The 21,381-nt window shown below is 38.3% G+C and carries 14 protein-coding genes and 1 rRNA gene; 8 read left to right on the top strand and 7 right to left on the bottom strand.

The genetic code is table 11. The features are described from left to right. From ATS74_RS19595 to ATS74_RS19810, 4 genes are all read right to left on the bottom strand, one after another. A 16S ribosomal RNA gene (locus tag ATS74_RS19595) occupies window positions 1-411 on the bottom strand; the annotation flags it as partial. 599 nt (window positions 412-1,010) lie between these two features. Further along, complete coding sequence (locus ATS74_RS19590; RefSeq protein ID WP_058550535.1) at window positions 1,011-3,938, bottom strand: TonB-dependent receptor; 2,928 nt, start codon at window positions 3,936-3,938, stop codon at window positions 1,011-1,013. Window positions 3,939-4,107: 169 nt separating this feature from the next. After that, window positions 4,108-4,812, bottom strand: a complete 705-nt coding sequence (locus tag ATS74_RS19585) for a metallophosphoesterase (protein WP_058550534.1) — start codon at window positions 4,810-4,812, stop codon at window positions 4,108-4,110. A gap of 203 nt (window positions 4,813-5,015) precedes the next feature. Then, window positions 5,016-5,267, bottom strand: a complete 252-nt coding sequence (locus ATS74_RS19810) for a YfhL family 4Fe-4S dicluster ferredoxin (protein ID WP_082660702.1) — start codon at window positions 5,265-5,267, stop codon at window positions 5,016-5,018. 174 nt (window positions 5,268-5,441) lie between these two features. Here ATS74_RS19810 and ATS74_RS19580 point away from each other — a divergent pair, with 174 nt between their 5' ends. The 3 genes from ATS74_RS19580 to ATS74_RS19570 all read left to right on the top strand — a co-directional run bounded on the left by ATS74_RS19580 (window position 5,442) and on the right by ATS74_RS19570 (window position 9,890). Then, the gene (locus ATS74_RS19580) at window positions 5,442-5,969 is read left to right on the top strand and encodes an RNA polymerase sigma factor (RefSeq protein ID WP_201023039.1); all 528 of its coding nucleotides are present in this window, start codon (window positions 5,442-5,444) and stop codon (window positions 5,967-5,969) included. A gap of 63 nt (window positions 5,970-6,032) precedes the next feature. Further along, complete coding sequence (locus ATS74_RS19575; protein ID WP_058550533.1) at window positions 6,033-7,010, top strand: FecR family protein; 978 nt, start codon at window positions 6,033-6,035, stop codon at window positions 7,008-7,010. Window positions 7,011-7,034: 24 nt separating this feature from the next. Beyond that, window positions 7,035-9,890 carry a TonB-dependent receptor gene (locus tag ATS74_RS19570; RefSeq protein ID WP_058550532.1) on the top strand — a complete coding sequence of 952 codons (2,856 nt, stop codon included), beginning with the start codon at window positions 7,035-7,037 and terminating at the stop codon, window positions 9,888-9,890. On the opposite strand, the gene ATS74_RS19565 is transcribed toward ATS74_RS19570, so the two are convergent. Further along, window positions 9,887-11,674, bottom strand: a complete 1,788-nt coding sequence (locus tag ATS74_RS19565) for a metallophosphoesterase family protein (RefSeq protein WP_082660700.1) — start codon at window positions 11,672-11,674, stop codon at window positions 9,887-9,889. The genes ATS74_RS19570 and ATS74_RS19565 overlap by 4 nt on opposite strands. 180 nt (window positions 11,675-11,854) lie before the next feature. On the opposite strand from ATS74_RS19565, the gene ATS74_RS19560 reads away from it, so the two are divergent. From ATS74_RS19560 to ATS74_RS19550, 3 genes are all read left to right on the top strand, one after another. After that, window positions 11,855-12,916 carry a Ca2+-dependent phosphoinositide-specific phospholipase C gene (locus ATS74_RS19560; RefSeq protein ID WP_058550531.1) on the top strand — a complete coding sequence of 354 codons (1,062 nt, stop codon included), beginning with the start codon at window positions 11,855-11,857 and terminating at the stop codon, window positions 12,914-12,916. A gap of 21 nt (window positions 12,917-12,937) precedes the next feature. Then, a complete protein-coding gene (locus tag ATS74_RS19555; RefSeq protein WP_058550530.1) occupies window positions 12,938-15,661 on the top strand; it encodes a TonB-dependent receptor in 2,724 nt (907 codons plus the stop codon). Window positions 15,662-15,997: 336 nt separating this feature from the next. Further along, on the top strand, window positions 15,998-16,891 hold the full coding sequence (locus tag ATS74_RS19550; protein ID WP_058550529.1) for a LysR family transcriptional regulator: 894 nt from the start codon (window positions 15,998-16,000) through the stop codon (window positions 16,889-16,891). 42 nt (window positions 16,892-16,933) lie between these two features. Here ATS74_RS19550 and ATS74_RS19545 read toward each other — a convergent pair whose 3' ends face one another. After that, window positions 16,934-17,806, bottom strand: coding sequence for a DMT family transporter (locus ATS74_RS19545; protein WP_058550528.1), 873 nt, complete (start codon window positions 17,804-17,806; stop codon window positions 16,934-16,936). Between the two features lie 235 nt (window positions 17,807-18,041). Further along, a complete protein-coding gene (trhP, locus tag ATS74_RS19540) occupies window positions 18,042-19,427 on the bottom strand; it encodes a prephenate-dependent tRNA uridine(34) hydroxylase TrhP (protein ID WP_058550527.1) in 1,386 nt (461 codons plus the stop codon). Window positions 19,428-19,644: 217 nt separating this feature from the next. On the opposite strand from trhP, the gene ndk reads away from it, so the two are divergent. Together ndk and ATS74_RS19530 are read left to right on the top strand one after the other, a co-directional pair. Beyond that, window positions 19,645-20,076, top strand: a complete 432-nt coding sequence (gene ndk, locus ATS74_RS19535; RefSeq protein ID WP_058550526.1) for a nucleoside-diphosphate kinase — start codon at window positions 19,645-19,647, stop codon at window positions 20,074-20,076. Window positions 20,077-20,245: 169 nt separating this feature from the next. After that, window positions 20,246-21,376 carry a bifunctional tRNA (adenosine(37)-C2)-methyltransferase TrmG/ribosomal RNA large subunit methyltransferase RlmN gene (locus ATS74_RS19530; protein WP_058550525.1) on the top strand — a complete coding sequence of 377 codons (1,131 nt, stop codon included), beginning with the start codon at window positions 20,246-20,248 and terminating at the stop codon, window positions 21,374-21,376. Window positions 21,377-21,381: the final 5 nt, after the last annotated feature.

The following is a 21,381-nucleotide window of genomic DNA, read 5'->3' as shown; positions in this document are numbered from 1 at the left end:
CCTTCTTCACACACGCGGCATGGCTGCATCAGGCTTGCGCCCATTGTGCAATATTCCCCACTGCTGCCTCCCGTAGGAGTCTGGACCGTGTCTCAGTTCCAGTGTGGCTGATCATCCTCTCAAACCAGCTAGGGATCGTTGCCTTGGTGAGCCATTACCTCACCAACTAGCTAATCCCACTTGGGCCAATCTAAAGGCGAGAGCCGAAGCCCCCTTTGGTCCGTAGACATTATGCGGTATTAGCAGTCGTTTCCAACTGTTGTCCCCCACCTCAAGGCATGTTCCCAAGCATTACTCACCCGTCCGCCGCTCGTCAGCAAAGTAGCAAGCTACTTTCTGTTACCGCTCGACTTGCATGTGTTAGGCCTGCCGCCAGCGTTCAATCTGAGCCATGATCAAACTCTTCAATTAAAAAGTTTTATGTCTTTCGACAGCTCAATGAATTCTGAATTTATTTAATATCTTTCGATATTGAATTGACTGTGCTGCAATTCCTACCGAAGTAGTTATTGCTGTTGGTCACTCAGTTTCAATTGAGACTCTAATTTGCTTGCCTCGCTACCGAAGTAGGTTGGCTGTTAGAACTCAATCTGTACGAGTGCCCACACAGATGATTGCTTTATATTGTTAAAGAACGTTTTGAGTCGCTTTAGCGTCTCAAGGGATGCGAATAATACACCCTTTATTTTTCGAGTCAACACTTTGTTTTAAACTTTCTTTTTAGAAGATTCAAAACCGAAGTTTTATTTAACTCTCTGAGCCGCTGCTGCCTTGCTATGCATCGGCGTTTCCCGTCTCAGTGGGGTCGCATTATAGGGAGATTCGATTCTTACGCAAGCGTTTTATTGATAAAACTTTAAATAAAACACTATTCGCTGAGTATTTGAGCTAAACACTTTAAAAAAACAACATAACTAGCACTTTATTAACATTTAATGCCTTTTAAAGTGTTTGTTACAGCCTGCGCTATCAAATAGTAATGTCTATTGATCTGCTATTAAGCCATATATCTAAAAGCTATAGTTAAAACCAGCGTAATAACGACGACCTGAGTAGCTCGTATTGAGTAATCGTGCATCGGTGTCATTTCCTAAACGCGTTACTGATTCAGATTTAGTTAAATTAATAACCGCTGCGGTAAGGCTAAGCCCATCGTATAAATTTACGGATGCATTTACATCGAGCTGTTCGTAAGGATCTTGGTATACATTTAATCCGCTATTTAAACCGAGTACTGTTTCGCCTCGCTTATTATAAGAAGCACGTACATTAAAATAATCAGCTTCGTAATAAACAGAAGTATTGTACTGATATTTGGCGCTGCCAATTAGTGGCGATTGACCGAACGCTTCGCCATTTATAGAAACGTCTGCTTTATTAGTTTTGTTGTAAGTATAGTTTGCGTAAAACCCGAAGTCATTATCAAATGCATGCTGAATAAATACTTCCGCGCCTTTAGATACTGCATCGGTGCCATTACCTACAGTGCTATAGGGTGCAATAGTAATAGTACCACTATCTACTATGTTGGTTTTTCCTGCAAAGCTTTGCTGTGCATCTATTACAAGCGGTACGACAAAGTTATCGACCTTTTTGTAAAATAGTGCTAAACCTGCTGCTGAGCCTTCGCTGTAATAATACTCAATAGATAAATCGCTCTGTACTGACTCAAACGGTTTTAAGTTTTTATTACCACCGCTGCCACTAAAACCAGGAAGCTCGTTAAATGCAGCTCTATCATCTGCCCATTCATCCGATACAAATGTAATACGCTGCTGCGCACCTAAATCGCTGTAATCAGGACGAGACATCACTTTAGCAATTGCTCCACGAACAACCAAATCATCGGTAGCATCCCACGCAATATTAAAGCTTGGCAAAATTTGAGTGTCTTTATTTTGCTGAGTGACTAATTGATAGTCCTCAACAAAGCGAGCGTCACCTGTTACTGGCTCACCTGTTTCATCATTAGTGTGATCTAACTGGTAGGTATATAAGTCGGTAGATGACGTAAATGTTTTTGTTTGCACAACACGCACACCCAAATTACCTCTTACCTCACTAAATTCGAAATCACCTTGAATATAAAAAGCTGATATTTTTTCTTCTATATCGTAAACAAAATTATCTTCAATGCGCGTATAAGGTACATAATTAGCAGTGACCATATCGCGGTATTTATTCCAGTCGATACTCGGCATTTGGTTTATATCAAAACCACCAGCAATATTATTCTCACTTGTAAATACATTTTGAGCTAATGGCATTCCACCATTCCACTGGTAGCTATCAAAACGCGTAATACCTTGCTCACTTGCTTCCCCTGCAGCTATATCAAAATTAGGATCTAAAAAGAAAGTATTACCTGTTTCTCGATGAAGTGTCGCATGGCGATATTTAGCGCCTGTTCTAATTGTTTTTAAAAATCCCCAATCAATATAAAAATCCACATCTGCTTGGTAGTAGTTTTCTTCAAGCTCGCTGCGTACAAAGCTTGAATTTGAAGAGCCCGCATCACGACCGCCTCCAATTCCATTTTGTAAATTAACTAATGTATTAGGGTCAATATTAAGTGATACGTTATCTTGCTCTAGTGACCAACCAGCCATTTGAGCTGCGTTTTGTATAGTCGCTGCGTTTTCGCCCGCGTTAGAACTTTTATAGGCCGCTTCCCAGCTTTCCTCTGGGCCACCCTCTGATTGTGTATTACCAATTACAAAGCGTGCTTTGAAGTTATCACCCTCGTAAGTTAAGTTAAAATCAAACGTGTCTGAAGTTGACTCTTCTCGCACATAGCTTCCGCGCATCCACGGAAACTGCATATCACTTTCAATACCGCTTGCCATAGCATCGTACTGCATACCTGTTGCAATAGTGCCTGTTTCGTCGAGATTAACCGCCGTTAAAAAGTCTGGATTGAGTGACCATTCAGGTATATCAATTACAGACTCAGTTCTGTCTTGTCCAAGTGTAAAGCCAAAGTAATTAAAACCTAGCTCTAAACGATTTGTTGGTCGCCACTGCGTACTAAATCGAACTCCTTCGCGCTCACGTTTTTCGTTCAGTACTGAGCCACGCACTACTTGCGGAAACCACACTCCATCGTAACTATTACCGTTTGAATCATTTATCGTATCCCAGCCATTATTGTTATCAACTGAGTTGCCAGTAACATCAGTAGGTTGGCCGTCACCGGTGTAGCGCCATACATTTGCATCGGTACCACCTGAGATCGTTCTATTTGTTCGCTCTTGATAGGTATAACCCACTAAAATGCCAAAATTTTCATCATCGTTTTTCCACGAATACAACCCAGTAAATTGAGGTTCATACTCTTTGGTAACATCGGCGTAAGTGCTTTCTACATTAAATACACCTGAGTTCGCCTCCATACTTAATGGCTTTCGGCTATGCATTAATACAGTACCACCAACACCACCTTCATCTAAACGCGCTTCTGGCGATTTAAATACTTCTACACTTTCAATCATGGAAGAGGGTAATAATGTGTAATCAAAAGAACGTGAAGGCTCGCCCGGCGAAGACGCAATAAAATTACCATTGAGCTGAGTAAACGTAAGCTCTGACGATAAACCACGAATACTCACCGACGCACCTTCGCCACCATCGCGTTCAATAACTACACCTGGAACACGTTGCAATGAGTCAGCCACATTTTTATCAGGGAACTTACCAATATCCTCAGCAGTAATTGCGTCTACCACTGATCCCGACATACGCTTAACATCTAAATTTTCGGCCATGCTGGAACGTATTCCGCGTACTTCTATTACTTCCATCTCTTTTTTATTTATTGCATTTAAAGCTTCCTGCTCTGCATAGGCGTAACCTGAACCAAGCGCTGAAAGTACAGATAAATAAAGTGATGATTTACAAAGTTTTGAAAAAGGGAGAGAAAAATGGCGTGTTGATAACATGAGAGAGGCTGTTCCATTTAAACTTGCTTTACACAAGCTAAAGCAAATAGTTAATCCTTTTACGTAATTATGTTACGTAATGGCAAATTTGCGCCAATTTTACATAGCCAAACTTAATCGTTTGTTAACGCAAATAAAAAATAGATTATTAAACAGCCATTACTGTTAATTATTTTAAAGATATACTTTTAATAACTTCACTAAGCTCTAAAAGGGTTGGTTTTCCTCCTAAGTAATTTGTATCAATATGATAACTATTGCCAACCCAAAAAGGCGTCTTTGTTGAATTATGCCCATGAATAGAAAAATCAACGCCATCACTGCTTATTATTTTATCGTGCTTAACTACATCACGATCCCACAGTAACGAATCTACAACCGTTGACTTATCATCGGGGTAATTATTCCAATCCCATATTTGAGGAAATGTGTGAGATAAACCAATTTTGTAACCACGATATTCAAGTACTATAGAAAGCGGCTTACTTAAAAGCGCTTTACACATAACTTTAAGCTTTTCACTTGAAATTGACTTATGCCAATTACCACCATTTTCTGTCCATAATTTATATGCAGCTTTATCGTTACTCAATAACGACTCAAGCATTAAATGCTCATGATTACCTAAAACCATAAATGCATTAATGGCCTGTAGGTAAGTGAATAAATCAGGGGTTTGCTCACCTCGATCAACGAAATCGCCTAAGCAAAATAAAAAATCTTTCTGTGGGTCAAAATTTACCTTGTTAAGTTCATGCTTTAAGGCGGGTAAGTCACCATCAAGATCGCCAATAACAAATACTCGACAATCATTATCAAGCGATATTACGCATTTAGAAGGTGCATTTTGGATAGCGTTAGTACCTATTTTCAAAATAGACTCCTATAAATCTAACCCTATTTCTAGATTAAACATTGAGTTTATAAAGTACTAAAGTAACACACTATAGTTAACATTTAATGAAGCCAAAGTAATATTGGCCTCTCGGGATTGAAGTATGTTCAAATTATAACCCCCCTTAAGCAACCTTAAAGGATGTGGCATTTGTACCGTATTGTGAGCACTAAAAAGGTTTATTAATGCGAACTAGTTAACCTGACATACTTTTGAGCTAATTCATCGAGGTTTTCACGATTATTAGGATCGGGTTTTATACAATTAATTGGACATACAATAACGCACGTAGGGTTGTCATAATGCCCAACACATTCTGTGCATTTTGCTGGATCTATTTGATAAGTTTTTGACCCCATATAAATGGCTGTATTGGGACACTCGGCAACACAAATATCACAGTTAATGCACTTGTTATTTATAAGTAGAGCCACTTTTTAGTCTCGCTAGTTAATAATTTATTTTATCCCAAAATTATGCACTTTATTAATATAGAACAATTGATCTTAATCAATTACTTTCTTTAAATTTACGCACCAACTTGCTTGTAATAAGCTGGTCATATTATTCGCTTATTATTTATTTAAAATAAAATTCTAGAGCGAGTAATGAAGACTTTTAAAAGCCCCCTGCCATCGAATTTAAATGCTTCTTCTGAACAGACCGATGTAAAAAATATTATTAGCCATATTCGTAAGTTCATTAGTCGCCGATCTAGCAATGCAGATGACATAGACGACTTAGTACAAGAGGCTCTATTAAGAACATTAAATAGAAATAATACATCGGAGATAGAAAACCTTCAGGCATATATAAATCAGGTAGCAAAGTCTGTTATGTATAGCGATTGGCAAAAAAACAAAAGCCAACAAAATAATACTGACGATATTGAGCTGTTTACAGATGAGAATAGCGATCCTGAGGCGCAGTCTATTACAGAGCAAAAGCTCGATCTTGTTAAAAATGCACTTCAAGATTTACCACCACTAAGGCGAAATGTATTTAAGCTTCGTCGTATTGATGGATTAAGTCGCGAAGAAATTGCTAAGCAGTTAAATATGAGCCAAGAATCTGTAAAAAAACATATTACGCGTGCAATGATACAGATAACGCTTCACATAGAAAAAAATCAATAACAATGTCCCCTTTTTTAAATTTTTACGCTCTTTATATTTAATCAACGCAGATTAGGTTTTTTAATGAACGAACAACGCTTAGAACAGGCAGCAGATTGGCTAGACCGGATTAATGATTTAAATGATCATGACCGTGAAGAACTATCGCTTTGGTTAAAATGCGCAGAAAATAAGAATGCATTTGAAAAAATAGCCAATGTATTTGGCGATCCTGCTGTTAAACAAGCTCTATACATTTACACTAAACAAAATAATTTAGCGACTCCAGAAATTGCACCTAACACTAAACGCTCTAGAAATTTCCCTGTGCTCGCGTTAGCGGCAAGCTTTAGCGCTATTGCCTTTGCAGTGTACTGGCTTGCTATATCTCAACAAGCGTTTACACCAACACCTATTGCAAAAACAGCAGTTGAAACTAACCTACCTCAGCTTTTAGAAGCACGTTTAGGCAAACGTGTATCTAAGTTATTAGATGACGGTTCATATTTACACTTAAATGCAGATAGTGAGTTGACTGCACACTTACTACCACACTCTAGGCAAATCGAATTAAAAAAAGGACAGGTTTTTTTTGATGTAGCCAAAGATAAAACACGGCCATTTATAATAAATTCCGGACAAGCAAGCATTAAAGTACTAGGTACTTCTTTTGATGTAGAGCGCAATAAGGATGAAGTAGTGGTAACAGTGTACGAAGGCCGGGTAGAAGTCTCGGCCTTAGATAAAGTGATATTAACTCCCTCTCAACAAGCTGTTATAAAAAATGGACATATAGCTGTAGATTATAGCCAGCAGTTGGCACAACTCCCTGCTTGGCGAATGGGTTGGATTGATGCAAAAAAAGAACCTCTAACCACTGTTATTAAGCAATTGCAGCGTTATAGCCCTATGGTAATTAAAGTAGATAACGCACTCAATAATACTTTAATTAGCGGACGATTTAATCTCGAAACGCCGCAACAAAGCCTTATGCTAATAGCATCTACTTACAACTGGAATGTAGAAAAAAAGAGCAACGAACTTCATTTAACGCGACCTTAAATGAAGTATGTTGATTAAACTCTTATGCTAAAACATGTGTGTACATTAAATAAACGTATTTTAGTGTACTTTTTTATTGCTGTTAGTTGCTTAACAGCAATGCCAAGTGCCGCAAAAAACATACATACGTTTGTTTATATACCTGCCGGTTCTCTCAGTGACAGCTTAAGAGAAGTAGCAAATGCGTATGCAGTCTCTTTTAGTAGTAACCCTTCACTTATCGACGACAAAACTACATCCACCTTAATTGGCGATCATACACTTGCTCAAGCATTGGATTATTTGTTAGAAGACAGTGAATTAACATATAAAATTCAAAACGATGGTTTTGTTATTTTTCCAAAAAAAGTAGTAAACGATAACGAAACACTTGAAGAAATAACAGTAAAGGGTATCCGCTATTCGTTGGCTCGCTCACGAAACTTAAAACACACTAATAAAACGATTAGCGAAGCCATTTCTGCACAAGATATTACCGATATACCAAATACTAACTTGGCTGAAGCCTTACAGTATATTCCGGGTGTAGCCATTACTCGCGAAGCTGGCGAAGGACGCCAAGTATCAATACGTGGCAGTTATCCTGATTTTAGTTTGGTAACACTTAACGGCATGCCTGTCTTAGCAAATAACGATTCACCGATGGATAGCCGAGTGCAAAAACAGCGCGATCGTTCTTTCGATTTTAATATATTACCTGCCGAACTATTTAAACAAATTCATGTAATTAAAGCCTATTCTGCCGACAAAATAGCAGGTGGAATATCTGGTACTATGGCACTGAAAACTATAAACCCCTTAGATAATGAGGGGTTTAAATTTGTTATTACCCCTGAGCTTGGCTACAACGACTATACAGGTACTGGCGCAACGCGTTATTCAAGCTTAATTTCTAACACCTGGAATAATTGGGGGGTACTTGCAAGCGTTGCGTACACAAACAGAGAATCGTTAGAGCAAGGCGCTAATACATTTCGCTGGCGAAATATTGCCATAGAAGGCGCTGATCTCTCGGCGTTAACTCAATCACAAGCTCAGCATTTAACTCAAGGCGATTATATAATCCCTCGCGGTAATCGCTACTCGGTATGGCAAGCAACCCAGCAGCGATTTGGGGCAAACCTATCTGTAGAGTACAAAAATGAAACCACCCATTTTGATTTTGATATGCTCTCAGGGTTTTTAAAAGGTGATAGGCATGAATATCATTTATACCCAAGGGGGGATCAGTCAACGCCTATAATTATAGGGCTAACAACAATTAAAGACATTCAAGCTAATAAAAATAATGAGCTTGTGTATGCACGTTATGAAAATGCAAGAGTCGCTACTGAAAGTAGAGCCCAAAAAATAAAAACGGCATATCAGCAAGGCGTGCTCTCGCTTACACAACAAGTAGATCAAAATTGGAAAATAAACGCCATATTAGGAAACGAGCGCTCAAAGTATGACATTCCTTTCAGCAATAAGATTTATACCCAAGGTGTAAGTGACGTTACAATTGATTATCGTAAAACGCCATTTTATGCAGATATTAAGTACAGCGAAAACTTGAAAAATCCGACGATGTGGCAAATGCATCATGGTGATATAGAGCAATACAATTCAAATAGTGAGTACACCTTCGCAAAATTAGATTTTCAATATGACGTTAATAGTTTAATAACCCTTAAATTCGGGGCTGACTGGACTCTGTTTGAAAATAAAATGAATAACGCACAGCAAAACGATATTTTTTTTAATGAAATACCCGATACACCACAACAATTAATTGACCTTCCTGCATCGTATGTTTCATCGCAAAATGCACATAAAAAACAGCAGTGGTTAAAAATAAACACGAATGAGGCACTTAAGCTTTATGGCATTGACCCATTTAATGTACAAGCCAATAATTTTTTAATCACGACTAAAGCTGAACATATAAAGGAATATAGCAGAGGTGCTTATACTCTATTAAGTACAGAGCAAGAAAAATGGGAGGCTCATATAGGTGTACGTTACCAATCAGAATCTATAACATCTTACACTCAAGCGCCTTACTCTCCGATTTTGTATAGTCTATGGCTTCCAACTTTTAATGGGTCATATTTTATTAACGATAATTGGCGATTTCGTGCAGGACTTTCCAAAAACTATTCAAAACCATTACTAAATTCACTCAATTTTGATGGCTCAAACGATACCCCCAATAGTACAAAATACATATTTAACTCAAATCTAAAACCTTACTTATCTTATAATAGCGATATTTCTTTAGAGGCTGATTTTAGTAGTCACAGTTCGTTTAACATATCACTTTTTTATAAAGATCTAGAGGATTACATAGTCACAACACAAGCGCCTTTATTTGAAGGTTCGCCGCCTCCAAACTCCGATAGTCAATTACTTTGGCTAAGTAATGCAGAAACGGCCTACCAGTGGGGAGCCGAGGTAAGTTTAAACTACTTAATACATAATTCTGATTGGGGCATTAATATACAAGCTGCTTATAATAAAGGTAAAGTCACCTATTACGACTCAAATAATGGCACTGCTTTATTTAAAAAAAACCTGCCTTTTTTATCTAAAATTACCGCATCAAGTATGATTTTTTACGACCACCCCAAATTCAATTTTAAACTCGGCGCTATTTTTAGAGATAAATATTTAGTGCGTGCTGGCAGCCTTTTACTCGATGAAAACGAAACCGGATTTATGCCGACCACCTATTGGGATGCAAGTGTAAATTATTATTTTTCTAATTATTGGAAACTTAAATTTAGCGCATTTAATCTCAGTAATGAACAAGAGCGACAATACAGTAATTCAACCCTCAGAGCTTACAACTCAACCACAAGTGGACGTACCTTTTACTTAGGGTTGAGTTATCAGTATTAAATGATTTTTCCTGTTTTTAAATCAACGCGGAAATTCTCCCCCTGGGTATGCTGACTAAATTTTGCCATTACTTTTATTAACAGGGCTAAGTATTGCTGTATTTGCGTATCTGTTTTACATGTCGATTGTGCTAAAAAAGTATTTAGTTGTTGATAAGTAATACGCTTTTTAGCTGTTATATCTGCTGTTACATCACCATTTCGTAATAAATAAAAATCTTGAAGCCATTCTTTTGTCGATACAGCTTCAAGCTGAGAGAGCAAATTAGGCGGTGCTTCATTTAAACATTGCATATTTATAAACCAATCGGCTAAATGATGATTGTCATTTAACCATGCCACTAAATTTTTAGGCCAATCGCGTTTTAAAAAACGCTGTTTAATCAGCCCAAATAAATGTTGCTTGGTAAAATCACCATAACTCTTTGAGTTCAAAATAGTGCGGTCAAAATTACTAAGATTATGCAAGTTACGATACTGCCATTCCTTTTCATATAAACTAAATAAGTTATTAAAACCCGGCACATCGTCTAATGTATGAGTACTAATAAGCGCGGTTTGCTTAGCTAAATTTAGCTCTACAACTTTATAGGCCGCTTTGTAAGCCGCTAAACTTGGCACTTGCACATTAACTAACTGGGAGTGCTGATTACTGGTTATCAGCGCCGTATCATTTAAATGCATATGCCCTGCAAAATGGAGCGTTAACCCTGTATCTGCCAGTATTTTTGCTGTACGTGGTGTTGGCACTCTTGGTAGAGAAAAATGACCACGGCTAAACACTTTATGTAATTCGTCATTTGCATTGTCGTAAAACTCCCCCATTGGAAAGTGACTAAATGCAACCAGTGTTTTATTTTGAGTTTTGGCTCTTTTTACAACCGTTTTTATCCACTTTAACAATAGAGGCTTTGCATCAATTAAAGCATTATAGCCGGCACCAGACGACCCTTTAAAAGTGAGCGGTGAGTTTTGCCATTGCGGTGCATACACATTGGCATCAATTGCCATTAACCAAACCCCTTTTATAGGCTCAACTAAATAGCTCGCATCGGGCATGGTGATACAGTGTTTTTTGTTATTGGGGTTACACCATATAAACTCTCGGTTTTTATAAGGCGTTTCATATAGCACATCACCTTTATGTTTACTAAACCCAAAGTCATCGAGTGTGCTTAGTATTTCAGCGTATCCCCAGTTTTTTAAACCATCATCACATACTGCCAGCTTAGCCATACACTTTTCATGTTGATAACTATAAACACCAAACTCTTTACCTTGCGCCATTAAAAAGTCCGCTTTACCTGCCGGTGTTGTATATGGTTTTACGGGATCGTGATTACCCGGTATGGCAAAAAAACGCATTCCATATTTCTTTTCATAATGACCTAAAATACGCGCCAGAGCCCGCACATTAATAGGTTGGCCATCATCAGTAAAATCGCCAGGTAAGGCGACTAGTTTTATTTTTTTTTCGGCTAGTTCATCTAATACATGTAAAAAAACAAAATAATTTTCATTAAAAAGACGTGTTGAATGAAGCTGGGCAAGCATACTACGCATTAGTAATGGTTGCTTTGAGGTAACGTCCTTTGGGAGTTCTATATTATCTACGTCATGTAAATTAGCAAAAATATCATGTAGATGAATATCGGCTAAAAAGGCCACTTTAACCGTCTCCATCTGCGGCGCACTTTTAACCTCAAAGTATTCAATAGCACTTACTTTGCATGTAATACATAACCCAATCCATAGTGCTAACCATAGTACTTTGACTCTAATCATGATGGCTTTATCCCGTTTTTATTTCACTTATTATTTAGAGCGCGGTAATGGATAAAAGGGGACATAAAATTTTATAAACATGCTTTTCTATTATGAAACTTTTATTAAATGCATATTTTTGTGTCCCCTAATTTATAAATGCTCGCTCTTAGATAGCAAACTCAACAATTGAGACGTGCTATGCCATTTTTTATTTTTATTATTTTTGCAGGTTATGTAACTAGCATTAACGCTATGCCATTAAATACCCTGCAAATGATTGGCTCACATAACAGCTATAAAAAAACATTAAACGTAGGCGTTAAACATAAATTAAATGATTTAAGCCCCAAGCTAATGGCCCGTATTGATTACGGTCATTCATCTATTATTAAACAGTTAAATAGCGGTGTTCGCCATTTAGAAATTGACGTTTTAAAAGACCCTAATGGTGATTTATACATAAAACCTTGGGCTAATACTTTTGCAACAACGCCTTTGTTTAATGAGTTAGAAAAAAAGCAATTAGCAACGCCAGGATTTAAAGTAATGCACATTCCCGACATTGATGTGCAAAGCCATTGTGTGTTGTTTAGTGGCTGTTTAAATACACTCAAAGCATGGTCAGAGGCAAATCCGCAGCACTTTCCAATTGTTGTAATGCTTAATGTAAAAGAAACACGATCTGATTTAATTTTAGGAACCCAGCCACTTAAATTTACATCGAAAGATTATTATTTACTCGATGAGTTAATTCAAAAATCGTTACCTAACTTATTATTCACGCCAGATGATTTACGCAAAACGCCATTATCTTTAAACCAAACCGTCGTTAAGTTTGGGTGGCCAAGTACACGTGCTTTAGCAGGTAAATTCATATTCTTATTTGATGGCAATACACAGCAATCCGCACTTTATAAACAAAATAGACCTTCGTTAAAGGGGGCTAGCATGTTTGCCCATTATGATGAAAACCACCCCGAAGCTGCTTTTATGATTGTGAACAACCCTATACGCGACTTTTATAAAATTCAGCAACTTGTATTAAAAGGCTACATGGTGCGTACCCGCGCAGATGCAAATTTAAGTGCCACTAATTCGCAACGAACAATGCAGTTTAATGCTGCAAAAAATAGCGGCGCACAAGTAATTTCAACCGATTTTATACCCGGCTCGCCACAGCAGGCGCGCTTTAACTATGTGGTGCAATTTGACGAAGGTCATTTAGTGCGCACAAACCCTTTTATTAATAATCAACTTTAAATTAAAAACCAAGGAAGCATTATGTTGAACAAACCATCTCGTACGCTTTTAGCAACGGCTATAATGAGCTCATTAGGCGTGTCTAATTATGTGTATGCAGAACAATCTGCGCAAACAGAAGTGGAAGAAATTGTTGTACAGGGTTATCGCAACAGTTTGTTAAAAGCAAAAGATTTAAAACGAAATGCTGTGGGCGCACAAGATTCTATTGTGGCTGAAGATATTGCAGATTTTCCCGATCTAAATCTAGCAGACTCACTACAACGTGTACCTGGCATTGCCATAACTCGAGAAGGCGGCGAAGGCCGACAAATTTCGTTACGAGGCTTGGGTCCAAACTTTACACAAGTACAACTCAACGGTATGGAAGCTTTAGGTACATCGTCTTCAGCAATGGATAGCCGAGGTTCAGTAAGTCGCTCTCGCGCTTTTGATTTTAATATATTTGCTTCTGAGTTATTTCAACGCGTTGATGTGAAAAAATCATTTTCAGCCGAAATGGATGAAGGCGGCATAGGCGGCACTGTTGGGCTTCATACAGCTAAACCATTTGATTTTGATGGTTTTAATACTGCTCTATCAGGTCAACTTGGCGACAACTCACAAACCGATGATGTTAGCCCACGAGTTGCAGCGCTTATCTCAAATACATGGGATGATAAATTTGGTGCATTATTTTCAATTGCATACAGCAAACGTGATGTAAATGAGCAAGGCTACAATACTTATCGCTGGCGCAAAAAAAATGCATCAGGCTCCGATATATCTGAACTATCAGATGAATTACAAGATAAAATTAACAACGAAGAAGTGAGCTTTTCTCGTGGTAGCCGCTACTCATTATTTGAAAACGAACAGGAACGTTTAGGGACGACCCTTGCTCTGCAATATCGCCCAAATAATAACCTTGAATTTAGTTTTGATGCTTTATATGGTGAACTGAATAATGATCGTAGTGAATTCCACTTACAAAACCGAGGCTCAAGCTCAACAGCTCTTGGCTGTACAGGCCCTGCTTATAACAACGAGCAAGTATGTTCAAAGCTCACAGCACTTGAAATAAATGAAAATAACGACGCTATTTACTCAGTATACGAAGATGCCGCAATACACTCAGAAAGCCGCAGCCAATATGCAGACACTAAAATAAGCCAATTTGTATTAAAAAGTGACTGGCAAATTACAAACGATTTAAATATGACCGCTCTCGTGGGGCGCTCAGAAACCAAATTTAATACCGGGAGTGTTAAAGTTTATCTAGAAACATTTGGCGATGAAACAATTGATTACCGCCAAGATGCTTATTATGGTGAAAACACATACGGATTTGAGCCTACAGACAGTAGTTTATTTCGTTATCACGAAATTGATATATCTGAAGAAGAAATAACTAATACATTCGACTCTGTAAAATTAGATTTTAATTACACACTAAACAATGCTTCAAATATAAAGTTTGGTGTATCTAATAAAAAGTTTGAAAGTGAAAACGGTGAAAGTAAATCTGACAACATTAACCGTAGTGACTGGGAAGATGGCGTACTGGATGACACGGTAGATTCAAGCCTCACATTTACCAATACCGCACACAATAAGCAACAATGGGTAAGTGTTGATGTACTAGGCACTCTAGCGAGTATGAATATCGACCCTAATTTAGATAACCCTGATTTTACCGATAACGTACAAGAAAAAACCTTTGGCGCTTATTTGCAGTACGAAGCTGAATGGGAGCTAGGCTCAGGTTACTTACTGGGTAATGCGGGTGTACGCCATTACGATACAACTACCAATGCTATAGGGTTAATAAATGGAGAAGTAGTTGACGTTGAAAATACCTATTCAGGGTTACTACCCGCTATAAATTTAGTGTGGGATAGTAATAACAGTTTAGTGCTACGTGCAAGTTATGGCGAAAATCTCACCCGCCCTTCACTCGCTGCATTAGTGCCAACAGGTGTGGTACAAAATGATGCCACATCAACCAATGGCCTAAGTATCAGTTCAGGAAACCCAAACCTTAAACCTTATGAATCAGTTAATTTCGACTTTTCAGTTGAATATTACTTTGAAAATATAGGGTATGCAGCCGTAAGTTACTTCCATAAATCTATTGATAACTTCATTATCACCGAAACATATGACATTCCATACAGCCAGACTGGCTACCCTGTTAGTTTATTAGGCGACGTAGACGAAAACGGCAACCCGCAAACTGCAAGTACTGTTTTTACCGTTATTCAGCCACAAAACTTAGATGAAAGTGATATTAGTGGCTGGGAACTGGCTTTTCAACGAGATCTCGACTTTTTACCTGCTCCTTTTAATAACTTAGGTGTTATTGCGAATTATACATTTGCTGATGGTGAAGCGCTGTACCGTAATGTGGGTAACTCAGGTGTTGATCAATATAAATCGTTCCCAGGGCTTTCAGAACACTCTGGTAACTTTACAGTATATTACGATTCTGACTCATGGGGCGCTCGCGTTGCAGCCGCTTATAGAAGTGACTATATTGCAGCGGTACAAGCGGGTAACGGCGATGAAGACGAAAACGGTTTTCATGCCAGCACATACATAGATGCATCTGCTTTTTATCAGGTAAATGAAAAGCTAAAACTCACTATAGAAGCCAGTAACTTAACTAATGAACGAGAAGAGCAATATTCAGACTCTAATAATCGTTTATACAACACAACGGTTAATGGCCGTACTGTTTATTTAGGTGCAAGTTATCGTTTCTAAATTATAAAAATGAGGCTCTATTTTGTGTAGAGCCTCTAATTATTCTTTAGCTATTCACCTAAAAAGACGACTTATAAATACACTTAATTAAATAAAGTACTCAATGTAAATCTATTTTCAATGGCTTTAGCAAATATGACTTAAAACTACTTTTAATTAATTTAGCTGATCAGATTGAGTTACGTTATTTACCAGTGCTTTTATTTAAAGGTCATGAAATCAAAGTTATATAAAATTTTATTGCCTAACTTCAGTTCTTTCCCCCCTTAATCTCTAATGAAATTTTAAAGTGCCGCTGTTACTATTGCCTACCTCCTAAATATTAAAGTAGTTCTGATGGCAGCTAGTTATTCTCTCGATGATTTACGTTACTTTTGCACCATAGTAAAACTGGGTAGCTTTAAAAAAGCATCAGCAAATCTTGATATATCACTATCAACCTTAAGCCGTAGAATACGTCTATTAGAGCAAGCTCTTCAATTAACGCTACTCAATCGAGATGCTCATCGAGTAACGCTAACGCATACTGGCGAGTTATATTACGATCGCTATCGTAAGTTATTTGACGAGGTGGAGTGTATAGAGCAAGCACTTTGTGATGAGAAAGACCAACCTAAAGGGAAAATCAGGATCTCTGCCCCCATTTACATGGGTAAACACTTTTTAAGTGCCATTTTTTGTGATTTTTTACTGCAGTATCCCAATATTCAACTAGATTTACGCTTTTCAAATAACCTTATTGATATTGAAAAAGAAGGGATTGATATAGCGTTTAGAGTGAGAAACCCAGCCATTGATAATTGGGTTATTAGAGAGCTTAAGCTTACTCATAATCTGCTGTGTGTTCACCCAAATTATGATCATCAATCCATCACTCATCCTGAGCAATTAAAAGATCACCCAAAAATTACGTGCGTTGGGTTAGCTCCGTGGCAGTTAAAAAACCTGCAAACGAACGAGGAATATAGCTTCAACCCAAACACACATGTTCGATTGGAAGTTGATGAAATACAAATGATGAAACAAGCGGTCGAATCAGGCTTAGGTATTAGCTACATTCCCGATTACATAGCATTACCTCTTATAGATGCAGGAAGACTTAAACGTATTCTTCCTGACTGGAAAAGTAACGGGCAGCCATTTTCTATACTTTATCGCGACAGAAAACAAATCCCTTATCGAGTGCGACTGTTAATAGAGCATACATTGCAACACTTTAACGAAAGTTAGCAATGTATGCTTTTAAAAAGAAAGTATTAAAGCTTTAAACGTTTAAAAACTGAGCCTAAGTACAATTACACCTAAAAATGCTGTTGCTAATCCTATCACTTCTTGGCGGGTAAACGACTCTTTTAAAACGATGCGTGAATAGAGCAAAATAATTAAAATGTTCATTCCGGAAATAGCTGAAACAAGTCCTGTATTACCAAGCGAAAACGCCGATATTATTGCCACCATACCCGCCACGTTTGTTAGCCCTATAAGTAACCCGCACGAAAATGTTTTACTCGCAGACCAATACGTATGAGATCGGTCTTGCGCTGCAAGTGCATTTTTACGTTTTACTAACCAACTGACAGCAAAAAGAAAACTCCCAAACCCAAACATAGACGTTAAAGTTGCAAACGTATCTGCCTCGAGGAGTGTTGATTGCTTACCCATTAAATCATTAAATGCGAAGGCAAGTGCAGCGAGTAATCCCCATTGCGCACCTTGTAGATTATTCAACGAAATATCGCTTGAGTAGCGAATGATATAAAGGCCACCAAAAATAATGAAAAAACCAATTAATTGAATTGTTGTTAAGGTCTCCTGCCACAATAAAAAAGCAAATAAAAGGACAAACAGAGGTGTTAATCCAGATAAAATACTAATTAAAGACGCTTTACCAACCGAAAACCCTTTATGCAACAAACCATTAGCAGCAAAAGAGCCAAACCCTAAAGCCAACCCAACCGTAATGTCTGCCCAGCCATACCACGTGTGCTCAAACACCACAGTACCTAGCGCACTAATAATAAACCCTACAAAAAATACACCGAATAATAATAAGTTACGGTTAATCTTTTTCTGCGACGTCCATTGATACAACACTCCTCGAGCACCAAAAAAAACGGTCGCGAGTAATGCAAAAATTATCCACATACAAAAATGATTCCTTTAAAAAATAATGGGGTAACAGTGAGGAGCGATTTAACAACACGTATTAAGTACGAATATCCATTATATTCGCTTTTAAAATTTTATAAATAAGCATTAATGATAAAGTAAATTCCATAAATGGTATTTAAAAATAGCAGGTGAAGATATAACTGCTCAGCGTCACTCTATGTATCATATTTAATAATAAAATAGCTTTGAGCAGTTATTAAAGTGGACTCTAACTGACCTCTTTGAATGGATTTCGGGTATCTTGGTGTGCATCTAGATTACGCATTAAAATAGCGTGATCTAAGTTAACGCTCTCATTTAGCGGAATTTTTACAATATGCCCAGAGCCTTTGGCATCGGTAATACTTTCGCCCTTTTTGTTTTGCATGTATTCAAGTTCAAAAATAATGTTCCCTTGTGGTGTCATCAGTTCAAGTGAGTGGCCTGTGCAAAATTTATTTTTTACGTCTATGTTTACTAATCCATTTTCGTCACGCCCTAGCACTTCACCTACAAATTGCTGCTTAGTAGATACCGAGTGACCGTATTCATAGTTTTGATATTCTTGATGGGCATGGCGTTTTAAAAAACCTTCGGTATAACCACGATGTGCTAAGTTTTCGAGTGTTTTAAATAAGTTAGTATCGAATGGTTTACCCAAAGCCGCATCGTCTATTGCTTGTCGATACACTTGTGCAGTGCGCGCCACATAATAAAATGACTTAGTGCGCCCTTCTATTTTTAAACTATGTACACCCATTTTTGTTAACTGTTCAACATATTGCACGGCGCGTAAATCTTTTGAGTTCATAATATACGTGCCGTGTTCATCCTCAAATGCAGGCATATATTCACCAGGGCGGCCTTGCTCCTCTAACATAAATACTTCGCTACTTGGCGCGCCTTCACCAAGGGTAGGAATAACCTGTTTCGGATCAATTTTATGCACCATCTCACCCGTTTCGTTTTCAACGCCTGGTTTTACATCGTAATCCCAACGACATGCATTTGTACATGTACCTTGGTTTGGGTCGCGCTTGTTTATATAACCCGATAATAAGCAGCGACCAGAGTACGCCATACATAATGCACCATGTACAAACACCTCAAGCTCAGTATTTGGGCAGAGCGTGCGTATTTCCTTAATTTCTTCAAGCGACAGTTCTCTTGATAAAATAACCCGCTCAATGCCCTGCTTCGCCCAAAACTGCACGCTAGCAAAGTTAACGGCGTTTGCTTGCACCGATAAGTGAATAGGCATGGCTGGCCATTTTTCACGAACAAGCATAATAAGCCCAGGGTCTGACATAATTAGCGCATCGGGTGCCATTGCTATTACCGGCTCAATATCACGTAAATACGATTTAACCTTAGCGTTATGCGGGGCAATATTTGATACCACATAAAACTTTTTATTTAGTGCATGTGCTTCATTAATGCCTATTTGTAAAGTGTCTAGGTCAAACTCATTATTTCGTACACGCAAACTGTAACGGGGCTGACCTGCATACACGGCATCTGCGCCATAAGCAAACGCATAGCGCATATTTTTTAAGCTCCCTGCAGGGCATAACAGTTCAGGTACAAAAGAAGTTAAAGAAGAAACAGTTGGCATGTGCGCTCCATACATCGAACCGAGTATAAGTCGGTTGCATGATTAATTAATTTACAAGCGCGGCATTATAAATCCGACAAGCATTGTGCTTTTGATCAAGATCACAAAACTGCAATCAAACTGGTTTTTAATAAAATTAGGATTTTTCAGCTAAAGCGCGTATAATTCGCGCCCGTTAATATTCACACTTTTACTTATAAATTATTGGAGCATAAAGATGGCTTTAGAGCGTACTTTCTCAATCGTAAAACCAGACGCAGTAGCTAAAAACCACATTGGCGCTATCTACAACCGTTTCGAAACTTCTGGCCTTAAAATCGTTGCAGCTAAAATGGTTCACCTTTCACAAGAGAAAGCTGAAGGTTTCTACGCAGAGCACAGCGAGCGTCCTTTCTTTGGCGCTTTAGTATCTTTCATGACATCTGGTCCAGTAATGGTTACAGTTCTTGAAGGCGAAAACGCTGTTCTTAAAAACCGTGAAATCATGGGTGCTACTAACCCTGCTGAAGCACTAGCTGGTACTTTACGTGCAGACTACGCTGATAGCATCGACGAAAACGCTGTTCACGGTTCTGACGCTGTTGAATCTGCTGCTCGCGAAATCGCGTACTTCTTCTCTGATGAAGAGCTTTGTTCACGTACTCGTTAATTCGAACTCGTTAACAAAATGAAAAGGGCTTTCGGGCCCTTTTTTAGTCATTACGTAAAGTATTCATAAGTACATTTTTGATATTTTACTTAATGATTAAACTGAGTGAATTGTGTACAATTCGTCCTTGTAAATTTTTATCTCCACCGTCACCGATTGAGGTTGTTTCATGACCGAGCAAAAAAAGATTAACTTATTAGATTTAAACCGAGATGCAATGCGCGAGCTATTTGTATCGTTCGGTGAAAAGCCATTTCGTGGCGACCAGGTGATGAAATGGATTTATCATTTTGGCGTAGATAACTTCGACGAAATGAGCAACGTAAATAAAAAGCTTAAAGAAAAGCTTAAAAACGAATGCGAAATTGTTGCACCAGAAATATCTGTACGCCAACAAGCGAGCGACGGCACAATCAAATACGCATTAGTACTTGAAGGCGGCCAAGAAGTAGAAGCTGTGTGGATACCAGAAAAAGAACGTGCAACGTTATGTGTATCTTCACAAGTTGGCTGTGCTTTAGAATGTACGTTTTGTTCTACCGCGCAACAAGGCTTTAACCGCAACTTAAAAGTATCAGAAATAATTGGCCAAGTATGGCGCGTAGCTAAAGATATTGGCCTTGATGGTAACAGCGAAAAACGCCCTGTTACTAACGTAGTAATGATGGGTATGGGCGAGCCATTACTTAATGTTAAAAACGTAGTACCAGCAATGGAATTAATGATGGACGATTGGGGCTTTGGCTTATCTAAGCGCCGCGTAACATTAAGTACGTCGGGTGTAGTACCTGCACTTGATTTATTAAAAGAGAAGATTGACGTAGCGCTTGCTATTTCACTTCACGCACCAGATAACGCACTGCGTGATATTTTAGTGCCTATTAATAAAAAGTACCCTATTGAAGAGTTTTTAGCAGCATGTCGTCGTTACATTGATGGCTCTAAAGCAAATAAAGACGTAACGATTGAATACGTAATGCTTAACGGCGTTAACGACAGCACTGATCAAGCTCACGAATTAGTTAAAACGTTAAAAGGTACACCTTGTAAAGTAAACCTTATTCCATTTAACCCGTTCCCTGGTAACGAATACACGCGCTCTAGCAATAGCCGAATTGACCGTTTTTCTAAGGTTTTACAGGCTGCTGGTATTACCTGTATTGTGCGCCGTACTCGAGGCGATGATATTGACGCAGCGTGTGGGCAATTAGCAGGTGATGTAGTTGACCGTACTAAACGTATGGCGAAAAAGAAAATGCGTGATGATAACGCTATTAGCGTTAATATTCAGCAAGCATAAGCCTA

It is taken from the genome of Pseudoalteromonas sp. H103, from assembly GCF_001469205.1.
GTDB lineage: Bacteria > Pseudomonadota > Gammaproteobacteria > Enterobacterales > Alteromonadaceae > Pseudoalteromonas > Pseudoalteromonas carrageenovora.
This window is presented reverse-complemented; position numbering and strand designations above follow the sequence as displayed.